The following is an 18,537-nucleotide window of genomic DNA, read 5'->3' as shown; positions in this document are numbered from 1 at the left end:
GTTGTGCAAACCTATATGAAAGTTATTTGGCAAACCATAAAATGGATCCTGATTGGCGCATGGAAGTGCATCAATACCCTGCGCAAATTGATCCTAAACCTTATTTTTTTAATTATCCTGCTGCTGGTTATCTCTGTCTTTATCGCGGATAAGCCAACCACTCCGGCGCTCCCGGCGCATGCCGCTCTGACCTTGAACCTCTCCGGGGATCTGGTGGAGCAGCCCAGTGAAGATAATCCGAGCCAGCTGCTGATGCGCCAACTGCTGGATGAGGAGTCCCCCACTCAGCAGGTTTCGGTCCACAAGGTGGTGTATGCCATCGAGCAGGCGAAAAAGGACCCACGAATCAAGCTGCTGGTGCTGCAGCTCAAAAACCTGCGCCAGGCGGATCTGACCAAGCTTAGGCTGATCGGTGCGGCCCTGGAGGATTTCAAAACCTCCAGGAAGCCAATAATCGCTATTGGCAGCGAGTTTGATCAGGCCCAGTACTACCTGGCCTCTTATGCAGACAAGATCCTCCTCAACCCGGCCGGAGGCGTGGATCTGCAAGGCTACGGGATCTACCGCCTCTACTACAAATCCGCACTGGATAAGTTCAATATCGACACCCATGTGTTCCGGGTGGGCCGCTATAAATCCTTTGTTGAACCCTACCTCAGGGACAACATGTCTCCGGATAGCCGCAAGGTCAATCAGCACCTGCTCCAGCAGATCTGGTCCCAATATGTCACAGATGTTTCCACCCAGCGTAAGATAGCTGCGGATGTGATTAACCCGAGTAAACAGCAGCTCATGGCGCGTCTGACCAAAGCCGGAGGCAACCCGGCCCAGTATGCATTGCAAAATAAACTGGTTGATGAGCTGGCCACAGAGCTTGAGATGAACAAGGCCCTGGTCAAGCTGGTGGGACATCCCAAGGGCAAAGAGCATTATCGTAGCATCAGTTACCAGAGATACCTCTCAACCCTGCCCAGCCCATACCGGGACCATGGCAAGCCGGATATCGCCCTCATCACCGCCTCAGGTCCGATCATGAGCGGCGATCAGCCCCGCGGGGTGATCGGCTCAGACACTCTGTCTGAGCTGCTAACCCGGGCCCGGCTGGATAAAGAGATAAAAGCCGTGGTGCTGCGAGTTGATAGCCCGGGAGGGAGCGCCTTTGCCGCCGAGCAGATCCGCCAGCAGCTGATTGCCCTGAAAAAATCCGGCAAGCCTGTGGTGGTCTCCATGAGTAGTTACGCGGCCTCCGGTGGTTACTGGATTGCCGCCGATGCCGATAAGATCGTCGCCGAGCCCACCACCCTGACCGGCTCAATTGGTGTGTTTGGCATGCTCACCACCATAGACAAGGCCCTGGGTAAACTTGGAGTGCATACCGATGGGGTAACTGTGAGTGCCTACCCTCAGGTCAGCATGACCCGGCCATTGTCCAAAGAGGCCAAGAGCATCATCCAGATGGGGGTTGAGGATACCTACCAGCGTTTCCTCAAAGTGGTTGCCAGTGGCCGCCACATGTCACCAGAGGCAGTCAACAAGATTGCTCAGGGCCATGTCTGGACGGGTAAGGATGCCCTTAAGCTGGGACTGGTGGACAAGCTCGGTAATCAGGCTGACGCCGCAGCCCTGGCGGCCAAGCTCGCGGGTCTCAAGGAGTATCAGCTGCTACCGATCACTCCGCCGATCTCGGCCCGGGAGCTGTTTATCCAGCAACTGTTCGAACATATCAGCGAGTTCAGTAGCATCGGAACCACACTGCCTAAGATCGTCGGTGAGCTAGTCAGCGCCGGTAAACCCCTGTTGCAGCTCAATGATCCACAGGGGATGTACGCCATCTGTCCCTGGAAAATTCAGTAATTGAAAACCCCGGCCCGGCCGGGGTTCTTTTTTACCCCCCTCAGCCTCTATAATGCCCGTCTGTTATCCATATAAATAAAAGAAGAGTCTGTCGTGAAAAAATCGATCTATATCGCTTATACCGGGGGCACCATAGGTATGCAGCGATCTGAGCAGGGGTTTATCCCGGTTGCCGGATATATGGAGCAGTGTCTGGCCGATATGCCTGAGTTCCATCATCCGGATATGCCCAGCTACACCATCAATGAGTACTGCCCCTGATGGACTCCTCGGACATGACCCCGGCTGACTGGCAAAGGATTGCTGACGATATCCACCACAACTATGACAAATATGATGGCTTCGTGATCCTGCACGGGACAGATACCATGTCCTTTACCGCATCGGCACTCTCTTTTATGCTCAGCGATCTGCAAAAACCGGTCATCGTCACCGGATCACAGATCCCCTTGTCACAGTTGCGCTCCGATGGGCAGCAAAACCTGCTCAACGCCCTCTACATCGCTGCCAACTACCCGATTCACGAAGTCTCTTTGTTTTTTAACAATGAGCTGTTTCGTGGCAATCGCAGCAGTAAGATCAGAGCCGATGGTTTCAACGCCTTCGGCTCACCGAACTTCCCCCCCTGCTCAAGGCCGGAATCAACATTGAACTGGTTGCCGGCAAGATAGGCGAAGATGAGCCTCTCCCCCTGCAGGTAACTCCGATCACCCCTCAGCCGATAGGGGTGGTCACCCTCTACCCCGGAATAAGCGTGGATGTGATCCGCAATATCCTGCAACAGCCGGTCAAGGCGTTGATCCTGCTCTCTTACGGAGTTGGCAATGCCCCCTGAACCAGGAGATGCTAGCCCTGTTAACCGATGCCACGGAGCGGGGGGTCATTATCGTGAACCTGACCCAGTGCCTGAGCGGAAAAGTCAATATGGAGGGATATGCCGGGGGAATGCCCTGAGCCGGGCCGGGGTGATCTCCGGCTTTGATATGACAACCGAGGCAGCACTGACCAAACTGCATATGCTGCTGAGCCAACGCTATACCAGCCCACAAGTCCGGGCCCTGATGCAACAGGATCTCAAGGGAGAACTTACCCTGGGAGAGTGACACCAGGCACCAGATGAGGCCAATCTGAGCAGGCCTCATCTGAGATAGCGTCAGGCTATTTAAACTGCTCTTTCAGCTCCTGCTTACTCTTCATCACCAGGTTTCCCTGGCGATCGAGCGTCATATGCTCAGGTTCATCACCATGCTGGCTCTGCCATAACAGCACCGCCTGCAGGCTCAGCTCTTTCTGCTCAGGGGTCAGGGCCTTACCATCGGGCCACTTTCCAAGTTCAACCGCCAACTTAAGGCGGGAATACATTTCGGGGGTAAGAGAAGCTACGGTTTGATCAAATGACATCTATTCCTCCATAGAAAAGGCGAAAGCTTAGGGATATGAGTAATGGGAGTCTCTGGCTATTCGGTACGCTGACGCTGTTGCTGGTGTAAAGAGAGGAGCAGCTCGGCCTCGGCTCTTGGAAGTTCGCACTCACGCATCAGCTCATCAAGATCCGCACCTAGCTCAACCATACGCATCGCCCGGCTATACAGGCGATTTTCAGGCTCGCGCATCGACAGCTCCTGCTGCTGCTCCTGCAGGCCCTCAAGGGAGCTCTGCAGAGCCACCAGGCGCTTGCCAAGCCCCAGGGTACCAGACTGGATCTCATTGACCTGCTTCCTCAGCAGATCCCGGTTGCGACTGTGCTCTTTGAGGACCCGCTCCATCGCCTGCAGTTTATGCTGCTGATTTCTGGAGTGGATGAGTCCCAAAAATAGCGCGACCAGCGCAACCACTAGGGCTAACGCTGGCAGCAGATATATAAACAGTTGGTCGGTCATCAGGTTATAACTGGCTGAGATCATCCCATTCATCATCTGATAACAGTTTATTCAAATCAACCAAGATCAGCAATTCTCCATCACGATTACTGACGCCCTGAATAAACTTGGCACTCTCTTCGGTCCCAACGTTTGGCGCCGTATCGATCTCTGAGGATCTCAGGTAAACCACCTCAGCAACGCTATCGACCAAAATACCGATCACCTGACGGTCGGTCTCAATAATCACGATTCGTGAGTTATCACTGACCTCAGCCGGCATCAATCCAAAACGGGCACGGGTATCGATAACGGTCACAACATTTCCGCGAAGATTGATGATCCCAAGGACATAATCGGGAGCCCCCGGCACAGGAGCGATCTCAGAATAGCGCAGCACCTCCTGTACTTGCATCACGTTGATGCCATATGTCTCTTCATCCAGCTTGAAGGTCACCCATTGGAGAATCTCATCTCCAGCGACATTATCCGCTACACTCTGCTGTTCACTCATCTCTGCCATCCTTTACTATTTTGGCTCTCTAACCGTAACATTAGCACGTTTCGTTTAGCTCTGATCAGTCCCCATTAATATTGACGCCCTGCTCAAGCAGCCGAATCATCTCATTGACATGAAGTAGCACACACATCTTCTCTTTGACCATCCCGGCGAGCCAGGGGCGTTTGCCGGCGCTGCGGCGCCATTTCACCTGATCATTATGCAGCAGCTCGGTCCCGAGCAGCTGCTCTGTGCCGAGCCCCCACTCACTGGTTCCGAGCATCACCAGGTAACGAGCCTCCCACTCATCGTGAGGTTGATCCGGCATCACCCAGTGGGGCGTCTTCACCACATTGAGCTTTTCACCCCGGATATCCACCACACCAGCAAACCAATCGGGCTTACCAAACAAACTGGTCACCGACTCCAGCTCATGGATGCCGCCAAGATCGGTCAGGGGGACCGCAAAGGTCACGCCATCGACCGAGAAAAACAGCACCTGAAAGCTCTCTTCTGCGTCTATATTTTCCCAGGGCTGCTCCGGCTCAGGCTCGGGTTGTTTGACCGGCTCAACCTTCACCTTGGGTGTAACCTTCTCTTGCTGCTCTTTAAGCTCCTCAATCGTTTCCAGAAGATTCGCAAGATTATCCTTTTCAAGGTGATTGAAAGGGGCAATCAGTGTGTCCTCAAGGCGAACCGGCAAGGGCTCGGCTTTAGCTTCGGCTTGCGGCTGCACCTTGGGCTCAGGGGTTAGCTCCTCCTGCAAAGGAGCGGAAACCTGCTCCAGGGCAACCTCCCCCGCAGGCAGTTCTTCCGTCTCCTGAATGTCATCATCAAGATCCATTAACAGTGCCGCGAAATAGTTCTCCAGGGCCTGTTCATGGTTTTTTGAATTCATGATGAAGACTCCTCCCTCTGCTCATCTTCGAGCTGCAAAATGTAGTTGAGCAAGCTCCAGTAGGCATAAGCCCCGCGGCTTCCCTTGGCATAAATTGAGGGAGGGATATGCTGCAGGCTGGCATCACGGAACTTAGTATCAATCGGGATCACTGAGTTCCAGACCTTGTCACCATGCAGCTCCTTAAGGGAGCGCAGGGTCATCAGTGACGCCTTGGTGCGTTTATCAAACATGGTCGGAATAATGGTATAGAGGAATCCCTCTTTCTTGGAACGCTGCATCACCTCAAAAGTACGCATCATGCGATCCAGCCCTTGAGAGCCAGGAATTCGGTTTGTACCGGAACCAGGATGCGATCACAGGCGGCAATGGCATTGACCATCATCACTCCCAGCACCGGCGGGCAATCGATGATCGCAAAATCATATTCATCATGCAGCTTGTGCAACGCCCTGGCCAGAATCAGCCCCATTCCCTCACGGTTGCCCAACACCCGATCCAGGGTGGCCAGCGTAATGGATGCCGGCAGCAGGTGAATATTTTCAAAGGCGGTATGAATGATATGCTCTTGAATAAATTCAGGGGTGAGTTTCGGGACCTGGAACAGCTCATAGAGCGTCTTGTCCAGTGAGTCTGAGTCATAGTTCAGATAGCTGGTGAGAGATGCGTGAGGATCCGTATCGATCAGTAATACCCGCTTGCCCCGTTGAGAGAGCAAGCCAGCCAGTGCGACCACGGTCGTTGTCTTACCAACACCACCTTTTTGATTAGCTACTGTCCATACAATCACGATGATGCATCCTTTCTTGTTGTGATGATGAAGCCGCCTCCAGGCAATGGGATCTCTTTCACCTCATCCGAATCTTGCTGCTCAGAGGGTTTTGGCGTCTCGGTGGCCGTATCTACAGTCTTGGGTACGGCCTTCACCGGCGCAACCCAGGCATATTTTGAGACCGCAATGACCACCCGCCGATTCTTAGCCCGCCCCTCCTCGGTCTCATTAGAGAGCACGGGGCGATACTGGCCAAATGCCTCGATTGCCATCCGCTGAGGTGCTATACCATCTCGGTTAAGAAACCGTAAAACACTGACGGCTCGAGCTGCAGAAAGCTCCCAATTGGAAGCAAACAGCTCATTACGAACCAGGCGGTCATCGGTATACCCCCTGATCCTGACATAATTATCGACCGTTTTAAGGGTTTGTGAAATTTCTCTTAGTATCGTACGGGCCTTAAGGGTGAGCGCTGCACTGCCGCTGGGAAATATAGAGCGGGAGTCGAGCTCGATGGTTAACCACTGCTCGTCCTGCTCAAGCTGCATGGTACCGGCCTCGCTCTGACGGGCCAGGGAGCTGAGGCTCTGTTCAATTGCGGAAAATGGGGCCCCCTGAAGCTTACTTTCGGGTAACTCGGAGAGATCATCCTCCTCGGCGATGGCGAGACTCCCACCATCGGGGATCACACCGCTGGCCTCTTCGGTCAGAATGGAGTTGGAGAGTTCAGGAAAGATAGAGGAGAAAATGGGCTCATTACTGCCGATGATGCGTTCGCTGGCCTGCTTGAAACTTTCACGCAGCTCATCATAGCGATCCTCATGGTAGATAGCCAAGGCGTATAGAACCACAAACAGGGCAAATATCAGCGTCATGTAGTCTGCGTAGGAAACCAGCCAGCGATCGGTTCGCTCATGGCCGGAGTGACCTCTATGTTTTCTACGCATCCGCATCCAACTACTCCCTGAGATAGACCTGGAACCTGTGTCTCAGCTGTAATCCGCTCTCTCCACTTGCGATCGCCAAAAGCCCCTGCATCGTCAGCTCCTGGTAAAGATAGATTTGATAATGCATCGCCCGCAGTTTATTGGAGATTGGCAGGTACAAAAGATTAGCAAAACCCACGCCATAAATAGTAGCCACAAAAGCAACCGCGATCCCTTCTCCAAGCTCGCTGGGGTTATCCAGGTGAGCCATCGCCTGGATCAGCCCAAGGACTGCACCGATAATGCCGATGGTTGGGCTATAGCCTCCCATAGCCTCGTAAACTTTAGCTCCCTGCTCAAGCTTCTCCTGCTCTATATCGATCTCTGTCTCGAGTAGCTGCTTGATATGATCGCTATCTGTGCCATCAACCAGCAGGTTAAGCCCCATCTTGGTAAACTCACAGGGCTCATCATCAGACAAGTCCTCCAGCGCCAATAAGCCATATTGACGCGCCGACATCGACCATTTCTCAAAGCGTTCTGCCTGGTTGAGTAACTGGCTCTTTGGTGGATTAACCACCCATGCAAGCTGAAGCAGGGCGATCCGCAGCGCACTCAAAGGCGTCTGGAGAATGATGGCACCCATGGTGCCACCGAACACAATCAAAAAGGCAGGAAAATCGATAAGCGCAAGCAGTGAGCCGCCACTGAGAAGCTGGGCGACCAGGATACAGGCGATCGCAATGGCCAGTCCCAGCAGCCCCATGAGTTAACATCCTATTTCAACATTGATACGTTGTGCGACCCGGTTCAGGGGAAGTGACTCACTAGCGATACCAGCCCTAGCAACCGCCTGTGGCATACCATACACCACACAGCTCTGCTCATCCTGAGCCCAGATGGTGGCCCCCTGCTCTTTTAGCAAGCGAGCACCATCACAACCATCCGCTCCCATCCCGGTCAGAACGATTGCCAGAACCTTCCCTCCATGGCTCTTGGCAGCAGAAGCAAAGGTAATATCCACACAGGGCTTATAATTGACCTTGTCATTACCATCCACCACCTTGAGCTTGGCACTATTGCCGCGCCCTTCAACCAACATCTGCTTGCCCCCGGGAGCAAGATAAGCACACCCCGGACGCAAGATATCTCCATCCTGAGCCTCTTTCACACTGATCTTGCACAGGCCATTGAGCCTGGCAGCAAAGGCCGGAGTAAAGGTCGAAGGCATATGCTGGATCAATAGAATCGGATAGGGAAAATTCGCAGGAAGCTCAGTCAATACGGTTTGCAGGGCAACCGGCCCTCCGGTGGAAGTACCAATCGCCAGCAGGTTGTACTGTTTGCCGCTTTTTTTAAACCTTGCTTCAGCAGCTGGCGCCGGACGAGCCGCAGGCTGAGCTGGTGCTGTGGTTGTGGGAGCAGCTGGAGCAGTCGGGCTGGTTGGTGCTGCGGGAGCCGCGGGTCTTGGAGCCGGACGACGCAGCGCAGAAACCGGGCGCCGGGCAATCGCTTTTACTCTGGACTGCAGCTGACGGGTCGCCTCATCGCGATCTTTGGCGATATCTTCAAATTTCTTGGGAAGAAAGTCCAGGGCCCCGGCCTCGAGTGCATCAAGGGTTGCCTTGGCCCCCTCATGGGTCAGAGAAGAAAACATCAGGATCGGAGTCGGAGTCTTCTCCATAATAAGTTTTACCGCGGTGATCCCATCCATCACCGGCATCTCGATGTCCATGGTCACAACATCCGGGCGAAGCTTGGCAACCATATCGACCGCTTCCTGACCATTTTTAGCCGTTCCGATCACGCTAAGAGATGGCTCTCCCTCAATGATCTCCTGGACCCGACGCCGAAAGAAGCTTGAATCATCAACTACCAGTACCTTGATCGTCATTGTCCACCATCTCTATGTTGAATTACTGTGGATCATCCTTTGCGAGCATTTGCCTTGAGCAAGCTTGGCACATCAAGAATCAATGCTATCCCGCCGTCACTGGTGATGGTTGCCCCGGCCATACCTTCGGTTCTGCGCTGTAACAAACCATCCAGCGGCTTGATCACCACCTCTTCCTGGCCAATCATGCTATCAACCACAAAGCCGATGAGCTGTGTCCCAACCTGGACGATCACCACATAGCCTTTTTCTCTGTTGACAACATACTTGCTGCGATCTCGAATCAACCATTCATGCAGATAGAACAGTGGAATCGCCTTATCACGAACAATAATGGTCAACTGTCCGTCGACCACATTGGTTTTACCCAGATCCAGGTTAAAGATCTCGCTGACATTGGTCAGGGGTAGTGCAAACACCTGCTCTCCAACCTGAATCATCAGGGTCGGCAAAATAGCCAGGGTCAACGGCACCTTGATTTCAAGGCGGGTTCCTTTCCCCAGGGTCGAATCGATATGGATCGATCCATTGAGCTGGGTGATCCCTGTCTTGACCACATCCATTCCAACCCCACGCCCGGAGATATCTGAGATCTCCACCTTGGTCGAGAAACCGGGAGCAAAGATCAGGTTATAGGCCTCTGAGTCACTCAGGCGCGCCGCCGAGTCCGCGTCCAGGACCCCACGCTCTATCGCAATAGATTTGAGCTTCTCGGCATCCATACCCGCACCATCATCCTCAATCACCAACAGGATGTGATCCCCTTCCTGAGAGGCGCCAAGCTTGATCGTACCCTGACGGGGCTTGCCTGCCTTCTCACGAATTTCCGGCAGCTCCACACCATGGTCGCAGGAGTTTCGTACCAGGTGAACCATGGGATCGGCCAGAGCCTCTACCAGGTTCTTATCCAGATCCGTCTCTTCGCCCTCCATCACCAGGGCGATCTCTTTCTTGAGGCTGCGCGCCAGATCCCGGACAACCCGGGGGAAACGACCAAACACCTTCTTGATCGGTTGCATCCGAGTCTTCATCACCGCGCCCTGAAGGTCCGCCGTGACTACATCAAGATTGGCAACCGCCTTAGACATCTCTTCATCATTACTGGCGATGCCAAGGCTCACCAGGCGGTTTCGAACCAACACCAACTCACCGACCATGTTCATGATCTCATCAAGGGTGCTGGTATCAACCCGAACCGTGGCCTCAGGTTGCGGCGCAGGCTTGGCCGGCGCTTTATCCTTCGCAGGCTCTTTCGCCGCAGGTTTTGCTGGTGCAGGTTTTGCCGCCGCAGGCTTAGGAGCCGGAGCGGGTTCAGGTTTAGGCTCTGGCTTGGGTGCTTCTGCCTTAGGTGCAGCGGTAGCTGTAGCCCCCTTACCCTTGCCATGCAGATCATCGAGCAGCTGATCAAACTCATCGTCATTGATCGTATCGTCTGAGCCCCCTTGTGGCGCTGCTGGAGTTGCGGGGCTGGCCGCTGGCTCAGCTGCTGCTCCTTTCCCATCACCCTGGAGCTGATCGAGCAGAGCCTCAAACTCATCATCGGTAATATCGTCTCCTGTATCATCTGCAGGAGGCGGCGCTGCCGCAGGCTTAGCTCCACCACCATGGAGCTCATCAAGCAGGCCTTCAAACTCTTCATCGGTGATTTCGTCAATGCCTCCCGACGCATCAGCTGCGGGTGCTTCAGGAGTGGGTTCGGGAACGGCAGGTTCAGGCGCAGGCTCCGCAGCGGCAGCAGGGGCCTCTTCGGCTGCAGCGGGTGCAGCTTCATCCGCAGACTCAGGCTTACTTAAGCGGTGCAAAGCTTCCAAAAGCTCAGGGTCTGCAGGCTCAGGCTCTTCGCGATTTTGCACCAGGGCAAACATCTCGTTGACCGTATCCAAAGCCTGTAAGATGACATCCATCAACTCGGGAGTAACGGCACGCTGTCCGTTGCGCAGACAGTCAAACACATTTTCTGCACCATGACAGGCATCAACCAGGGCATTGAGAGATAGAAACCCGGCTCCACCCTTAACGGTATGGAATCCGCGAAAGATCGCATTCAGCAACTCTTGATCTTCAGGGGTTTTTTCCATCTCCACCAGCTGCTCTGACAGCAGCTCCAGGATTTCACCCGCTTCAATTAAAAAGTCCTGTAGGATATCTTCATCAAGTTCAAAACTCATGCCCTAACTCCCTTAGAATCCTAGGCTGGATAACAGGTCATCCACATCATCCTGACCGGAGACGACATCTTCACGACTCTTGTCTATTATAGGACCTTCTGCCTCGATGCCACTTGATTGAGCCTGTTTCTCAGCCTTCTCATCTTCAGTGATGGTATGGCCAAACACGGTTAACATCTCAACCAGCTTATCTTCGACCTCTCCTACCAGAGTGATCACCTTGCGAATGGTTTGTCCGGTCAAGTCCTGGAAATCCTGCGCCATCAGGATCTCAGTTAAAAGCTCTTTGAGCTGACTGGCATCAGCTTCACTCGACTCAATAAACTCATCCAGCTGGTAGCAGAGCTCCTTAAATTGACCCACACTCAGGTCCCGGCCCATCAACGCACGCCAGCTGGGTTTCACTTTAACAATGCTATCATTGAGTTTTTCAGCCAGTGGCAAGCTGGCATCGACTGCATCCATGGTGCGATTGGCGGCTTTATCCGTCATCTCAATCACATAGTTAAGACGCTCTCGTGCATCAGGGATATCCTGACTTGCCAAATCAGGAAGGCGGGGATCGAGCTTAAACTCCTGAAGTGAATCGTGAAGTTGGCGGGTTAACTGGCCCACCTTATCAAACAGTTGACTTGCGTTGGGTACGCAAATATCAGCCAACAGGCTCTCGGCGCCATCCTGATCGCCGGCCTCAAGAAGCGCGACGATCTCCTTCGCCTGCTCCACAGTAATCAGCGCATCCTTTTTCGCCATCATAGGCCACTCCAGTTAGCCGAGTCGTTCGAAAATCTTATCCAGCTTTTCCTTTAGAGTTGCTGCAGTGAACGGCTTGACGATGTAGCCATTGACGCCCGCCTGAGCTGCTTCAATGATCTGTTCACGCTTGGCTTCTGCTGTTACCATCAGAACCGGCAGGTGCTTGAGATCGTCATCGGCGCGAATCGCCTTAAGCAGATCGATCCCCTGCATACCAGGCATATTCCAATCGGTCACAACAAATTCATAATCCCCACCCTTAAGCATAGGCAGCGCGGTGCTTCCATCATCCGCTTCGTGGGTATTATTGAATCCAAGGTCCCTAAGCAGGTTTTTGATGATTCGACGCATAGTGGAGAAATCATCAACCACGAGGATTTTCATATTCTTATCCAAAGCTCCCTCCTAGATACAGCTCCAAGGTTATCCCCATATTCTCATCTTAAGAATAACACGACACTCAATAAGCACTACTAAATCGACAAATTTTCCAAAATGTTAGGTAAACACTAATCGAATGTTAGCCTAACCAATCCTGCATTCTGGCTCTCAGGCGATGCATCGCCTGACTGTGGATCTGACTCACCCGAGACTCGCTCACACTGAGCACCTCCCCTATCTCACGAAGGTTCAGCTCCTCATCGTAGTAGAGCGATAGCACCAGAGCCTCCCGCTCGGGAAGTGCTGCAATCTGCTGTGCCAACACCTGTTGAAACTGATTGGCCTCCACTCCCTCCAGAGGTTGATTGGCCTTGCGTTGAGCTTCGTTACTGAGAATATCTTCGCTCACTCCGAGATCTTCGATTCCCAGTAGTCGCCCCGACGACACATCACTCAACATTGTGTGATAATCGTCGACCGCTATCCCCATTTTTTCTGCAATCTCTTTATCCCGGGCATCCCGGCTTTGCTCTTTTTCAACCGCCTCGATCGCCTCGGTGATCCGGCGGCTATTTTTATGCACCGAGCGCGGCACCCAGTCCCCCCTGCGGATCTCATCGAGCATGGCTCCGCGAATCCGGATCCCGGCGTAGGTTTCAAAACTCGCGCCCTTACTCCCATCAAAGTTACGCGCCGCCTCCAGCAGGCCAATCATTCCCGCCTGGATGAGATCCTCAAGCTGAACACTGGGTGGCAACCGAGCCATCAGATGCTGGGCGATTCGCCTTACCAGCAAGCCATGCTCCTCAACCAGTTGATGAGCATCCCGCTGGTTACTGTAGGCCTGAGACTTACTCACTCGTATCCTCTTCCTTGATCTCTTGGGGTTTGTTCAGCAGGCTCTCGATAAAAAACTCCAGGTGTCCCCCCGGCTGAGAAGGAACCGGCCACAAACAAGCCTTATCCGCTAACGCGCGAACCGCCAGAGACGCAGGTGACTTAGGAAACGCCTCAATGATCGCCTTTTGCTTGCGAATCGATTGGCGAACATTATTATCAAACGGAATACAGGCCACCAGCTCCAATGTGACATCTAAAAAACGGTCGGTCACCCGGGTGAGTTTGCTGAACACATCCTGCCCCTCACGCAGGCTGCGCACCATATTCACCACCACCCGGAAGCGGTACAGGCCATATTCCCGGGTCAGGATCTTAATCAATGCATAGGCATCGGTAATGGATGTCGGCTCATCACAGACTACCATCAATACATCCTGAGCCGCCTTGGCAAAGCTCAGCACCATGTCCGATATACCGGCTGCGGTATCGACCAGCAATACATCGATCGGGGTCTCCATCTCGCTGAAGGCGCGGATGAGGCCACCATGCTCCGCAGGCGAGAGTTCGACCATGGATTGGGTTCCTGAGGTTGCAGGAATAATCATCACCCCTTGTGGACCATGCACGATAATCTCATCCAGTGAGCACTCACCGGACAGGACATGAGACAGGTTGTGTTTTGCCCGTACCCCAAGCATCACATCCACATTGGCCAGTCCGAGGTCCGCATCCAATACCATCACCCGAACACCCTGTGATGCCATGGCGATCGCCATATTAAGGGTCACACTGGTTTTACCAACGCCCCCCTTTCCCCCTGTGACGGCTATGACTTTGACTTGCTTCTTTTTTTGCATCTGTATTAGTCACCTGAAAATCCAATTTAAACCGTCGATCCCTCGCTATCACCACACCAGTAGTGGGGATCATCTCCTAAGCGCTCAACCATCTCGACTGCTCTTGTCACCAACTCTAAAGCATTCGCAGCCTGAATATCTTCTGGCACTCGCTGGCCATCCGTAATGTAACTTACCGGGAGCGAATGCTGAATACTGACACACAGGGCATCCCCTAAAGTTAAACTTTCATCCAGTTTTGTCAGTATACATCCACTGATGGGTACCCGGTGAAATTGGTTAAAAGTCTCCTCCAAAACACGCCGCTGGGCCGTTGCCGATAACACCAGGTAATTCTTGATGGTCACCCGGGAGTTACGGCTCAGAGTATCCAGCTGCTCAGAGAGTCGAACATCCCGCTGGCCTATCCCCGCCGTATCAATCAGTACCAGCCGCCGATTACGAAGTTGGTAGAGAACCTCGGAAAGCTCCTCGGCGGTTTTCGCCTGCTTGACCACGCAGCCGATGATCCTGCCGTAGGTCTGCAGCTGCTCAAAGGCGCCAATCCGGTAGTGATCCGTGGTGACCAGTGCCACCTGCTCCATTCCAAATTTTTTACCAAATGCAGCCGCAAGCTTAGCAATGGTGGTGGTCTTGCCAACACCGGTCGGCCCCAGCAAGGCGATCGCCCCGCCCTCACGTAGGATCTCATCATGGCCTTCCGGGAGCTGAGTCATCAGCTGATGTTGAACCGATTCCCAACTGTTCGCCAGATCCTCCCCTTCGGGAAGCTGGCTCATCAGGTGATCGGCAAAGTTCTCTGAAAAACCCGCCTTAACCAGGGCTTTGATCAGCAGCGCCCGGACCGGCTCCCTGCGCTCAACCTCCTGCCACATCAGCCCTGAGACCTGATGCTCCAGCAGTTTTCGGATCATCTGGATCTCATGGCGCATCTCACTCATCTCCTGAGTACCGCTATTGCCCTTATGTTGGCGATTCCTGTTTCGGGAAGGCTCACTGTGTTTGGTGCCCTGATGCCATTGCTGTTGCTCGGCAAGGGACTTGGGGGCTTCGAGGGGGGATTGCTCCTGGCGCTGCAGAAGTTTATCCAGGGTATCTGCAAAATTGCGGGTTTGCTCTGAAGTCAGTGGCGTTTCACCCAGAGATGGACCTGCCCCCGGACGGGCCGCTGACAGGCTGACCGAATCCTCTTTGAGCCCCCCATCTGGGGTTGCTCTGATTGAGCCGCCTGCTGCTCGCGATAATCAACCGCCGCGACTATCTCAATGCCTCCGCGAGCTTTCTTGTTGGACATGATCACGGCATCCGGCCCCAGCACCTCTTTGACCTCTGCCAGTGCCGTTCGCATATCCTTGGCAAAAAATCGCTTTATTTTCAAAGATAAGCCTCCAGACCGTTACTGTTGTCCAACCGAACTTACGATACGGATCTGCCGATCATCAGGCACCTCCTGGTATGCTAGCACACGCAGGCTGGGTATCGTATTTTTCACAAACTTCGCCAAAGTGGTACGCAACACCCCGGAAGTGAGGAGTATCGCCGGAGATCCCTGCAGCTCCTGCTCCTGAACCGCCTCGGTCAAAGAGTGCTGCATCCGCTCTGCCAATCCGGGCTCAATTCCGGCCCCTCCAGCCCCGCCGGCCTGTAGCGAGCTATGCAAGATCTGTTCAAGCTCAGGAGACAGGGTGATCACCGGCAGCTCAGGTTCAATCCCGGCAATCTCCTGAACAATCAGCCGACGTAAGCTGATCCTGCAAGCCGCCACCAGGATCTCTGGGTCCTGGGTCTTGCTCGCATACTCACTCAGGGTCTGCAGTATGGTTCGCATGTCACGAATCGGCACTCCTTCATCGAGTAGGGACTGCAGAACTTTAGCCAATACCCCAAGCTGTAACACCTCAGGAATAAAGCCTTCCACCAACTTAGGATGAGTTTTAGCTGTCATATCCAGTAGGTTTTGCACCTCTTCATAACCGAGCAAACTGGACGCATGATTGACCAGCAGCTGGCTCAGGTGAGTTGCGATCACAGTTGAGGCATCCACCACCGTATAGCCCATCGCCTGAGCATGCTCTCGCTGCTCTTCGGCAACCCAAATGGCATCCAGACCAAATGCCGGCTCCTTAGTCTCTATACCCTGAACCTGACCAAACACCTGACCCGGATTGATCGCAAGCTCCTTGTCAGAATAAACCTCAGCATCCCCACTTGAAACCCCCATCAGGGAGATCTGATAACAATTGGGAGAGAGATCAAGATTGTCCCGGATATGCACCGGCGGGATCAAAAAACCCAGCTCCTGAGACAGCTTTTTACGAACCCCCTTGATCCGATCCAGAAGATCGCCCCCCTGGGTCCTGTCGACCATGGAGATCAGGCGATAGCCGACCTCAAGGCCGATCACATCGACCGGCATCACGTCATCCCAGCTGAGATCTTTATGCTCAATTTTCGCCTGCTCGGGAGCCTCACCACTCTGTGCAAGCTCTGTATGCTTTTCAAGGGCCGCCTTGCGATGGCGCACCAGAAGCCAGCTTCCCACTCCGGCAATCACCGCCAGGGTCAGAAACGAAAAGTGTGGCATTCCTGGAACCAGCCCCATGATCAGCAGCACGGCTGCGGCGATAATCAGCGAGCGTGGGTTGTCAAACATTTGACTGAGCATCGCCTTGCCCATGTCCTGATCGGTATTCTGGCGGGTGACTATGATAGCTGCAGCGATGGAGAGCAGCAGTGAGGGGATCTGGGCGACCAGCCCATCCCCTATGGTCAGCAGGGTATAGATCTGGGTGGCCTGGGCAAAGGTCAGTCCATATTGAGCAACACCGATCACAAAGCCACCGATGATATTGATAAACAGGATCAGGATACCGGCTATCGCATCGCCTTTTACAAACTTTGAGGCACCATCCATCGAACCATAAAAATCAGCCTCTTCAGTCACTTGCTTACGCCGCGCCTTGGCTTCATCCTGATTGATTAATCCAGCATTAAGATCCGCATCGATCGCCATCTGTTTACCCGGCATCGCATCCAGGGTAAATCGGGCACTCACTTCGGAGATCCGACCTGCACCCTTGGTGACCACTACAAAGTTGATGATCATCAGGATCAAAAACACCACCAGACCAACCGCATAGTTGCCGCCGATCACCACGGAGCCAAAGGCCTGGATCACCTGGCCTGCGGCGCCGGGACCGGTATGGCCATCCAGCAGTACGATTCGGGTTGAAGCGACATTGAGCGCAAGACGTAGCAGGGTTGCAACCAGCAAGATGGTAGGAAAAGCAGCAAAATCAAGAGGTTTTCTGGCATACACTGCCACCAGCAGCACCACCAGGGCCAGAGAGATATTGAATGAAAACAGAATGTCCAGCAGGAAGGGGTGCATCGGCAAGGTGACCATCGCCAGAGATGCCAGCACCAACAGTGGGGTACCAAGCCCCCGATCCAGTGAGAAACGAGTCTGTTTAATCTTCTGTAACACCTGAGGTAATGCCATCACAGGGTCCAAAAACTGACGATTTATAGCTAGTAAGCAAAGAGCAGGCCGGGTATAAAAAATACTTTTTAAACAGAGGGTTAAAGTCAAATTTTCTGATTTGGATCATCTGAAATGGATAGTCGGCCCGATTTTAGAGAGATCCCGCCTGCAAGGTGATGCACCGATGAAAAGCCTCTGGGCTAGCCTTCTTTGTAGTACTCCTTAGGAATTGGTAGCTCTTCGGGAAGAGGCTTAGGCCTTGCGCCTCGCCCCTTACGGAAGCGGTTCAGCTGATACACATAGGCCAGGATCTGGGCCACCGCCATAAACAAGCCTTCAGGAATGGTCTGATTGAGCTCAGTGGAGTGATAGATAGCCCGGGTCAGGGCTGGCGAGCGCATCACCGGAACCTCATATTCGCGGGCGATCTCACGAATTTTAAGGGCAACCTGATCCACCCCCTTGGCGATCACCATAGGTGCCGCTCCCTGGGTCTGCATGTCATACTTCAAAGCAACCGAATAATGGCTTGGGTTGGTGATCACTACATCGGCCTTGGGAACCTCGGCCATCATCCGTCGGTTAGCCATCTCCATCTGGCGGCGGCGGATCTGGGTCTTCACCTCGGGTTTTCCCTCGGTATCCTTGTACTCATCTTTGATCTCCTGCTTGGTCATCCGTAGTTGCCGGGTGTAATTCCACATCTGAAACGGCACATCGATCAGCACGATCGGGATCAGCGAGCAACAGAGCATCAGCAACATCCACAGTAGGATATCAAACGCCTTTTCTACCGCCTGATGAAGCGGCAGTGAGCTTATCGACAGGATCTCGGTGAAACGAAAGTAAAGCAGGATCGCCAGAAAAAATCCTATGGTCAGCACCTTGGCCACAGCTTTGACCAGCTCCATCAGCCCCTGGATACCAAACATCCGCTTGAGCCCCTTGAGCGGGTTGAGCTTGCTCGCCTTGGGCATCGCCGCCTTGGCACTGACCTTAATTCCACCCAGCAGAATGTTCCCCACCAGGGCGGCAATCATCACAAAGAAAAACAGCAATAGCATCGGCAAGCCGATCACCGGAAGCACCTTGGCCAGGGTCAGCTTAGTCGTCTCCTCATCAAACACCTCGGCCCGGGTCATCACATAGTTGTTCTTGAAGATGCTGAACATGGCGTTGGCAATCTCATCCCCCACCAAAAACAGTGAGGCCACGGCAACAAACAGGATCGTTGCCGTCCCCAGCTCTTTGGATCTGGGGATCTGCCCCTTTTCCCGCGCCTGGTCAATTTTCCGTTGCGTCGGTTGTTCCGTTCGTTCCTGACCGTCTGACTCAGCCATGACAGCTCC

Annotated in this window: 15 protein-coding genes and 3 pseudogenes; 2 read left to right on the top strand and 16 right to left on the bottom strand. The window is 53.6% G+C overall.

The window, feature by feature from the left end; genetic code table 11:
- Positions 1 to 15 precede the first annotated feature (15 nt).
- On the top strand, positions 16 to 1,854 hold the full coding sequence (gene sppA, locus DB847_RS05245) for a signal peptide peptidase SppA (protein WP_108649755.1): 1,839 nt from the start codon (positions 16 to 18) through the stop codon (positions 1,852 to 1,854).
- Between the two features lie 93 nt (positions 1,855 to 1,947).
- Positions 1,948 to 2,957: pseudogene (gene ansA, locus DB847_RS05240) on the top strand (asparaginase).
- A gap of 55 nt (positions 2,958 to 3,012) precedes the next feature.
- On the opposite strand, the gene DB847_RS05235 reads toward ansA, so the two are convergent.
- The 16 genes and pseudogenes from DB847_RS05235 to flhB form a co-directional block, all read right to left on the bottom strand.
- A complete protein-coding gene (locus DB847_RS05235) occupies positions 3,013 to 3,255 on the bottom strand; it encodes a YeaC family protein (protein ID WP_108649754.1) in 243 nt (80 codons plus the stop codon).
- Positions 3,256 to 3,311: 56 nt separating this feature from the next.
- Positions 3,312 to 3,758, bottom strand: coding sequence for a DUF2802 domain-containing protein (locus DB847_RS05230; RefSeq protein WP_234418520.1), 447 nt, complete (start codon positions 3,756 to 3,758; stop codon positions 3,312 to 3,314).
- On the bottom strand, positions 3,739 to 4,227 hold the full coding sequence (locus DB847_RS05225) for a chemotaxis protein CheW (protein WP_108649753.1): 489 nt from the start codon (positions 4,225 to 4,227) through the stop codon (positions 3,739 to 3,741). Before DB847_RS05225 ends, DB847_RS05230 begins: the two co-directional genes overlap by 20 nt.
- A gap of 64 nt (positions 4,228 to 4,291) precedes the next feature.
- Complete coding sequence (locus tag DB847_RS05220) at positions 4,292 to 5,110, bottom strand: chemotaxis protein CheW (RefSeq protein ID WP_108649752.1); 819 nt, start codon at positions 5,108 to 5,110, stop codon at positions 4,292 to 4,294.
- Positions 5,107 to 5,900 (bottom strand): annotated as a pseudogene (locus DB847_RS05215) (ParA family protein). The gene DB847_RS05220 and the pseudogene DB847_RS05215 overlap by 4 nt, the downstream one beginning before the upstream one ends.
- Positions 5,897 to 6,835 carry an OmpA family protein gene (locus tag DB847_RS05210; protein WP_108649751.1) on the bottom strand — a complete coding sequence of 313 codons (939 nt, stop codon included), beginning with the start codon at positions 6,833 to 6,835 and terminating at the stop codon, positions 5,897 to 5,899. The pseudogene DB847_RS05215 and the gene DB847_RS05210 overlap by 4 nt, the downstream one beginning before the upstream one ends.
- A 4-nt stretch (positions 6,836 to 6,839) precedes the next feature.
- Positions 6,840 to 7,574 (bottom strand): flagellar motor protein, encoded by a 735-nt coding sequence (locus DB847_RS05205; protein ID WP_108649750.1) that lies wholly within the window; start codon positions 7,572 to 7,574, stop codon positions 6,840 to 6,842.
- A 3-nt stretch (positions 7,575 to 7,577) separates the two neighbouring features.
- Entirely contained in the window at positions 7,578 to 8,702 is a 1,125-nt protein-coding gene (locus DB847_RS05200) for a protein-glutamate methylesterase/protein-glutamine glutaminase (protein ID WP_108649749.1), read from the bottom strand.
- 32 nt (positions 8,703 to 8,734) lie between these two features.
- A complete protein-coding gene (locus DB847_RS05195) occupies positions 8,735 to 10,870 on the bottom strand; it encodes a chemotaxis protein CheA (RefSeq protein ID WP_108649748.1) in 2,136 nt (711 codons plus the stop codon).
- Positions 10,871 to 10,882: 12 nt separating this feature from the next.
- Positions 10,883 to 11,626 carry a protein phosphatase CheZ gene (locus DB847_RS05190; RefSeq protein WP_108649747.1) on the bottom strand — a complete coding sequence of 248 codons (744 nt, stop codon included), beginning with the start codon at positions 11,624 to 11,626 and terminating at the stop codon, positions 10,883 to 10,885.
- Positions 11,627 to 11,638: 12 nt separating this feature from the next.
- Complete coding sequence (cheY, locus tag DB847_RS05185) at positions 11,639 to 12,010, bottom strand: chemotaxis response regulator CheY (RefSeq protein ID WP_456073085.1); 372 nt, start codon at positions 12,008 to 12,010, stop codon at positions 11,639 to 11,641.
- Positions 12,011 to 12,146: 136 nt separating this feature from the next.
- Positions 12,147 to 12,866, bottom strand: a complete 720-nt coding sequence (locus DB847_RS05180; RefSeq protein WP_108649745.1) for an RNA polymerase sigma factor FliA — start codon at positions 12,864 to 12,866, stop codon at positions 12,147 to 12,149.
- Positions 12,859 to 13,704, bottom strand: coding sequence for a MinD/ParA family protein (locus DB847_RS05175; RefSeq protein ID WP_108649744.1), 846 nt, complete (start codon positions 13,702 to 13,704; stop codon positions 12,859 to 12,861). Before DB847_RS05175 ends, DB847_RS05180 begins: the two co-directional genes overlap by 8 nt.
- Positions 13,705 to 13,730: 26 nt before the next feature.
- A pseudogene (gene flhF, locus DB847_RS05170) lies at positions 13,731 to 15,082 on the bottom strand (flagellar biosynthesis protein FlhF).
- An 18-nt stretch (positions 15,083 to 15,100) separates the two neighbouring features.
- Positions 15,101 to 17,206: a flagellar biosynthesis protein FlhA gene (flhA, locus tag DB847_RS05165; RefSeq protein WP_108649743.1), complete on the bottom strand. Its 2,106-nt coding sequence runs from the start codon at positions 17,204 to 17,206 to the stop codon at positions 15,101 to 15,103.
- A gap of 182 nt (positions 17,207 to 17,388) precedes the next feature.
- Positions 17,389 to 18,528 carry a flagellar biosynthesis protein FlhB gene (gene flhB, locus DB847_RS05160; protein ID WP_108649742.1) on the bottom strand — a complete coding sequence of 380 codons (1,140 nt, stop codon included), beginning with the start codon at positions 18,526 to 18,528 and terminating at the stop codon, positions 17,389 to 17,391.
- Positions 18,529 to 18,537 lie beyond the last annotated feature (9 nt).

Origin of the sequence: Dongshaea marina (genome assembly GCF_003072645.1) — a bacterium.
GTDB lineage: Bacteria > Pseudomonadota > Gammaproteobacteria > Enterobacterales > Aeromonadaceae > Dongshaea > Dongshaea marina.
The sequence above is the reverse complement of the archived record's forward strand: the minus strand, read 5'-3'. Positions and strand labels throughout refer to the sequence as shown.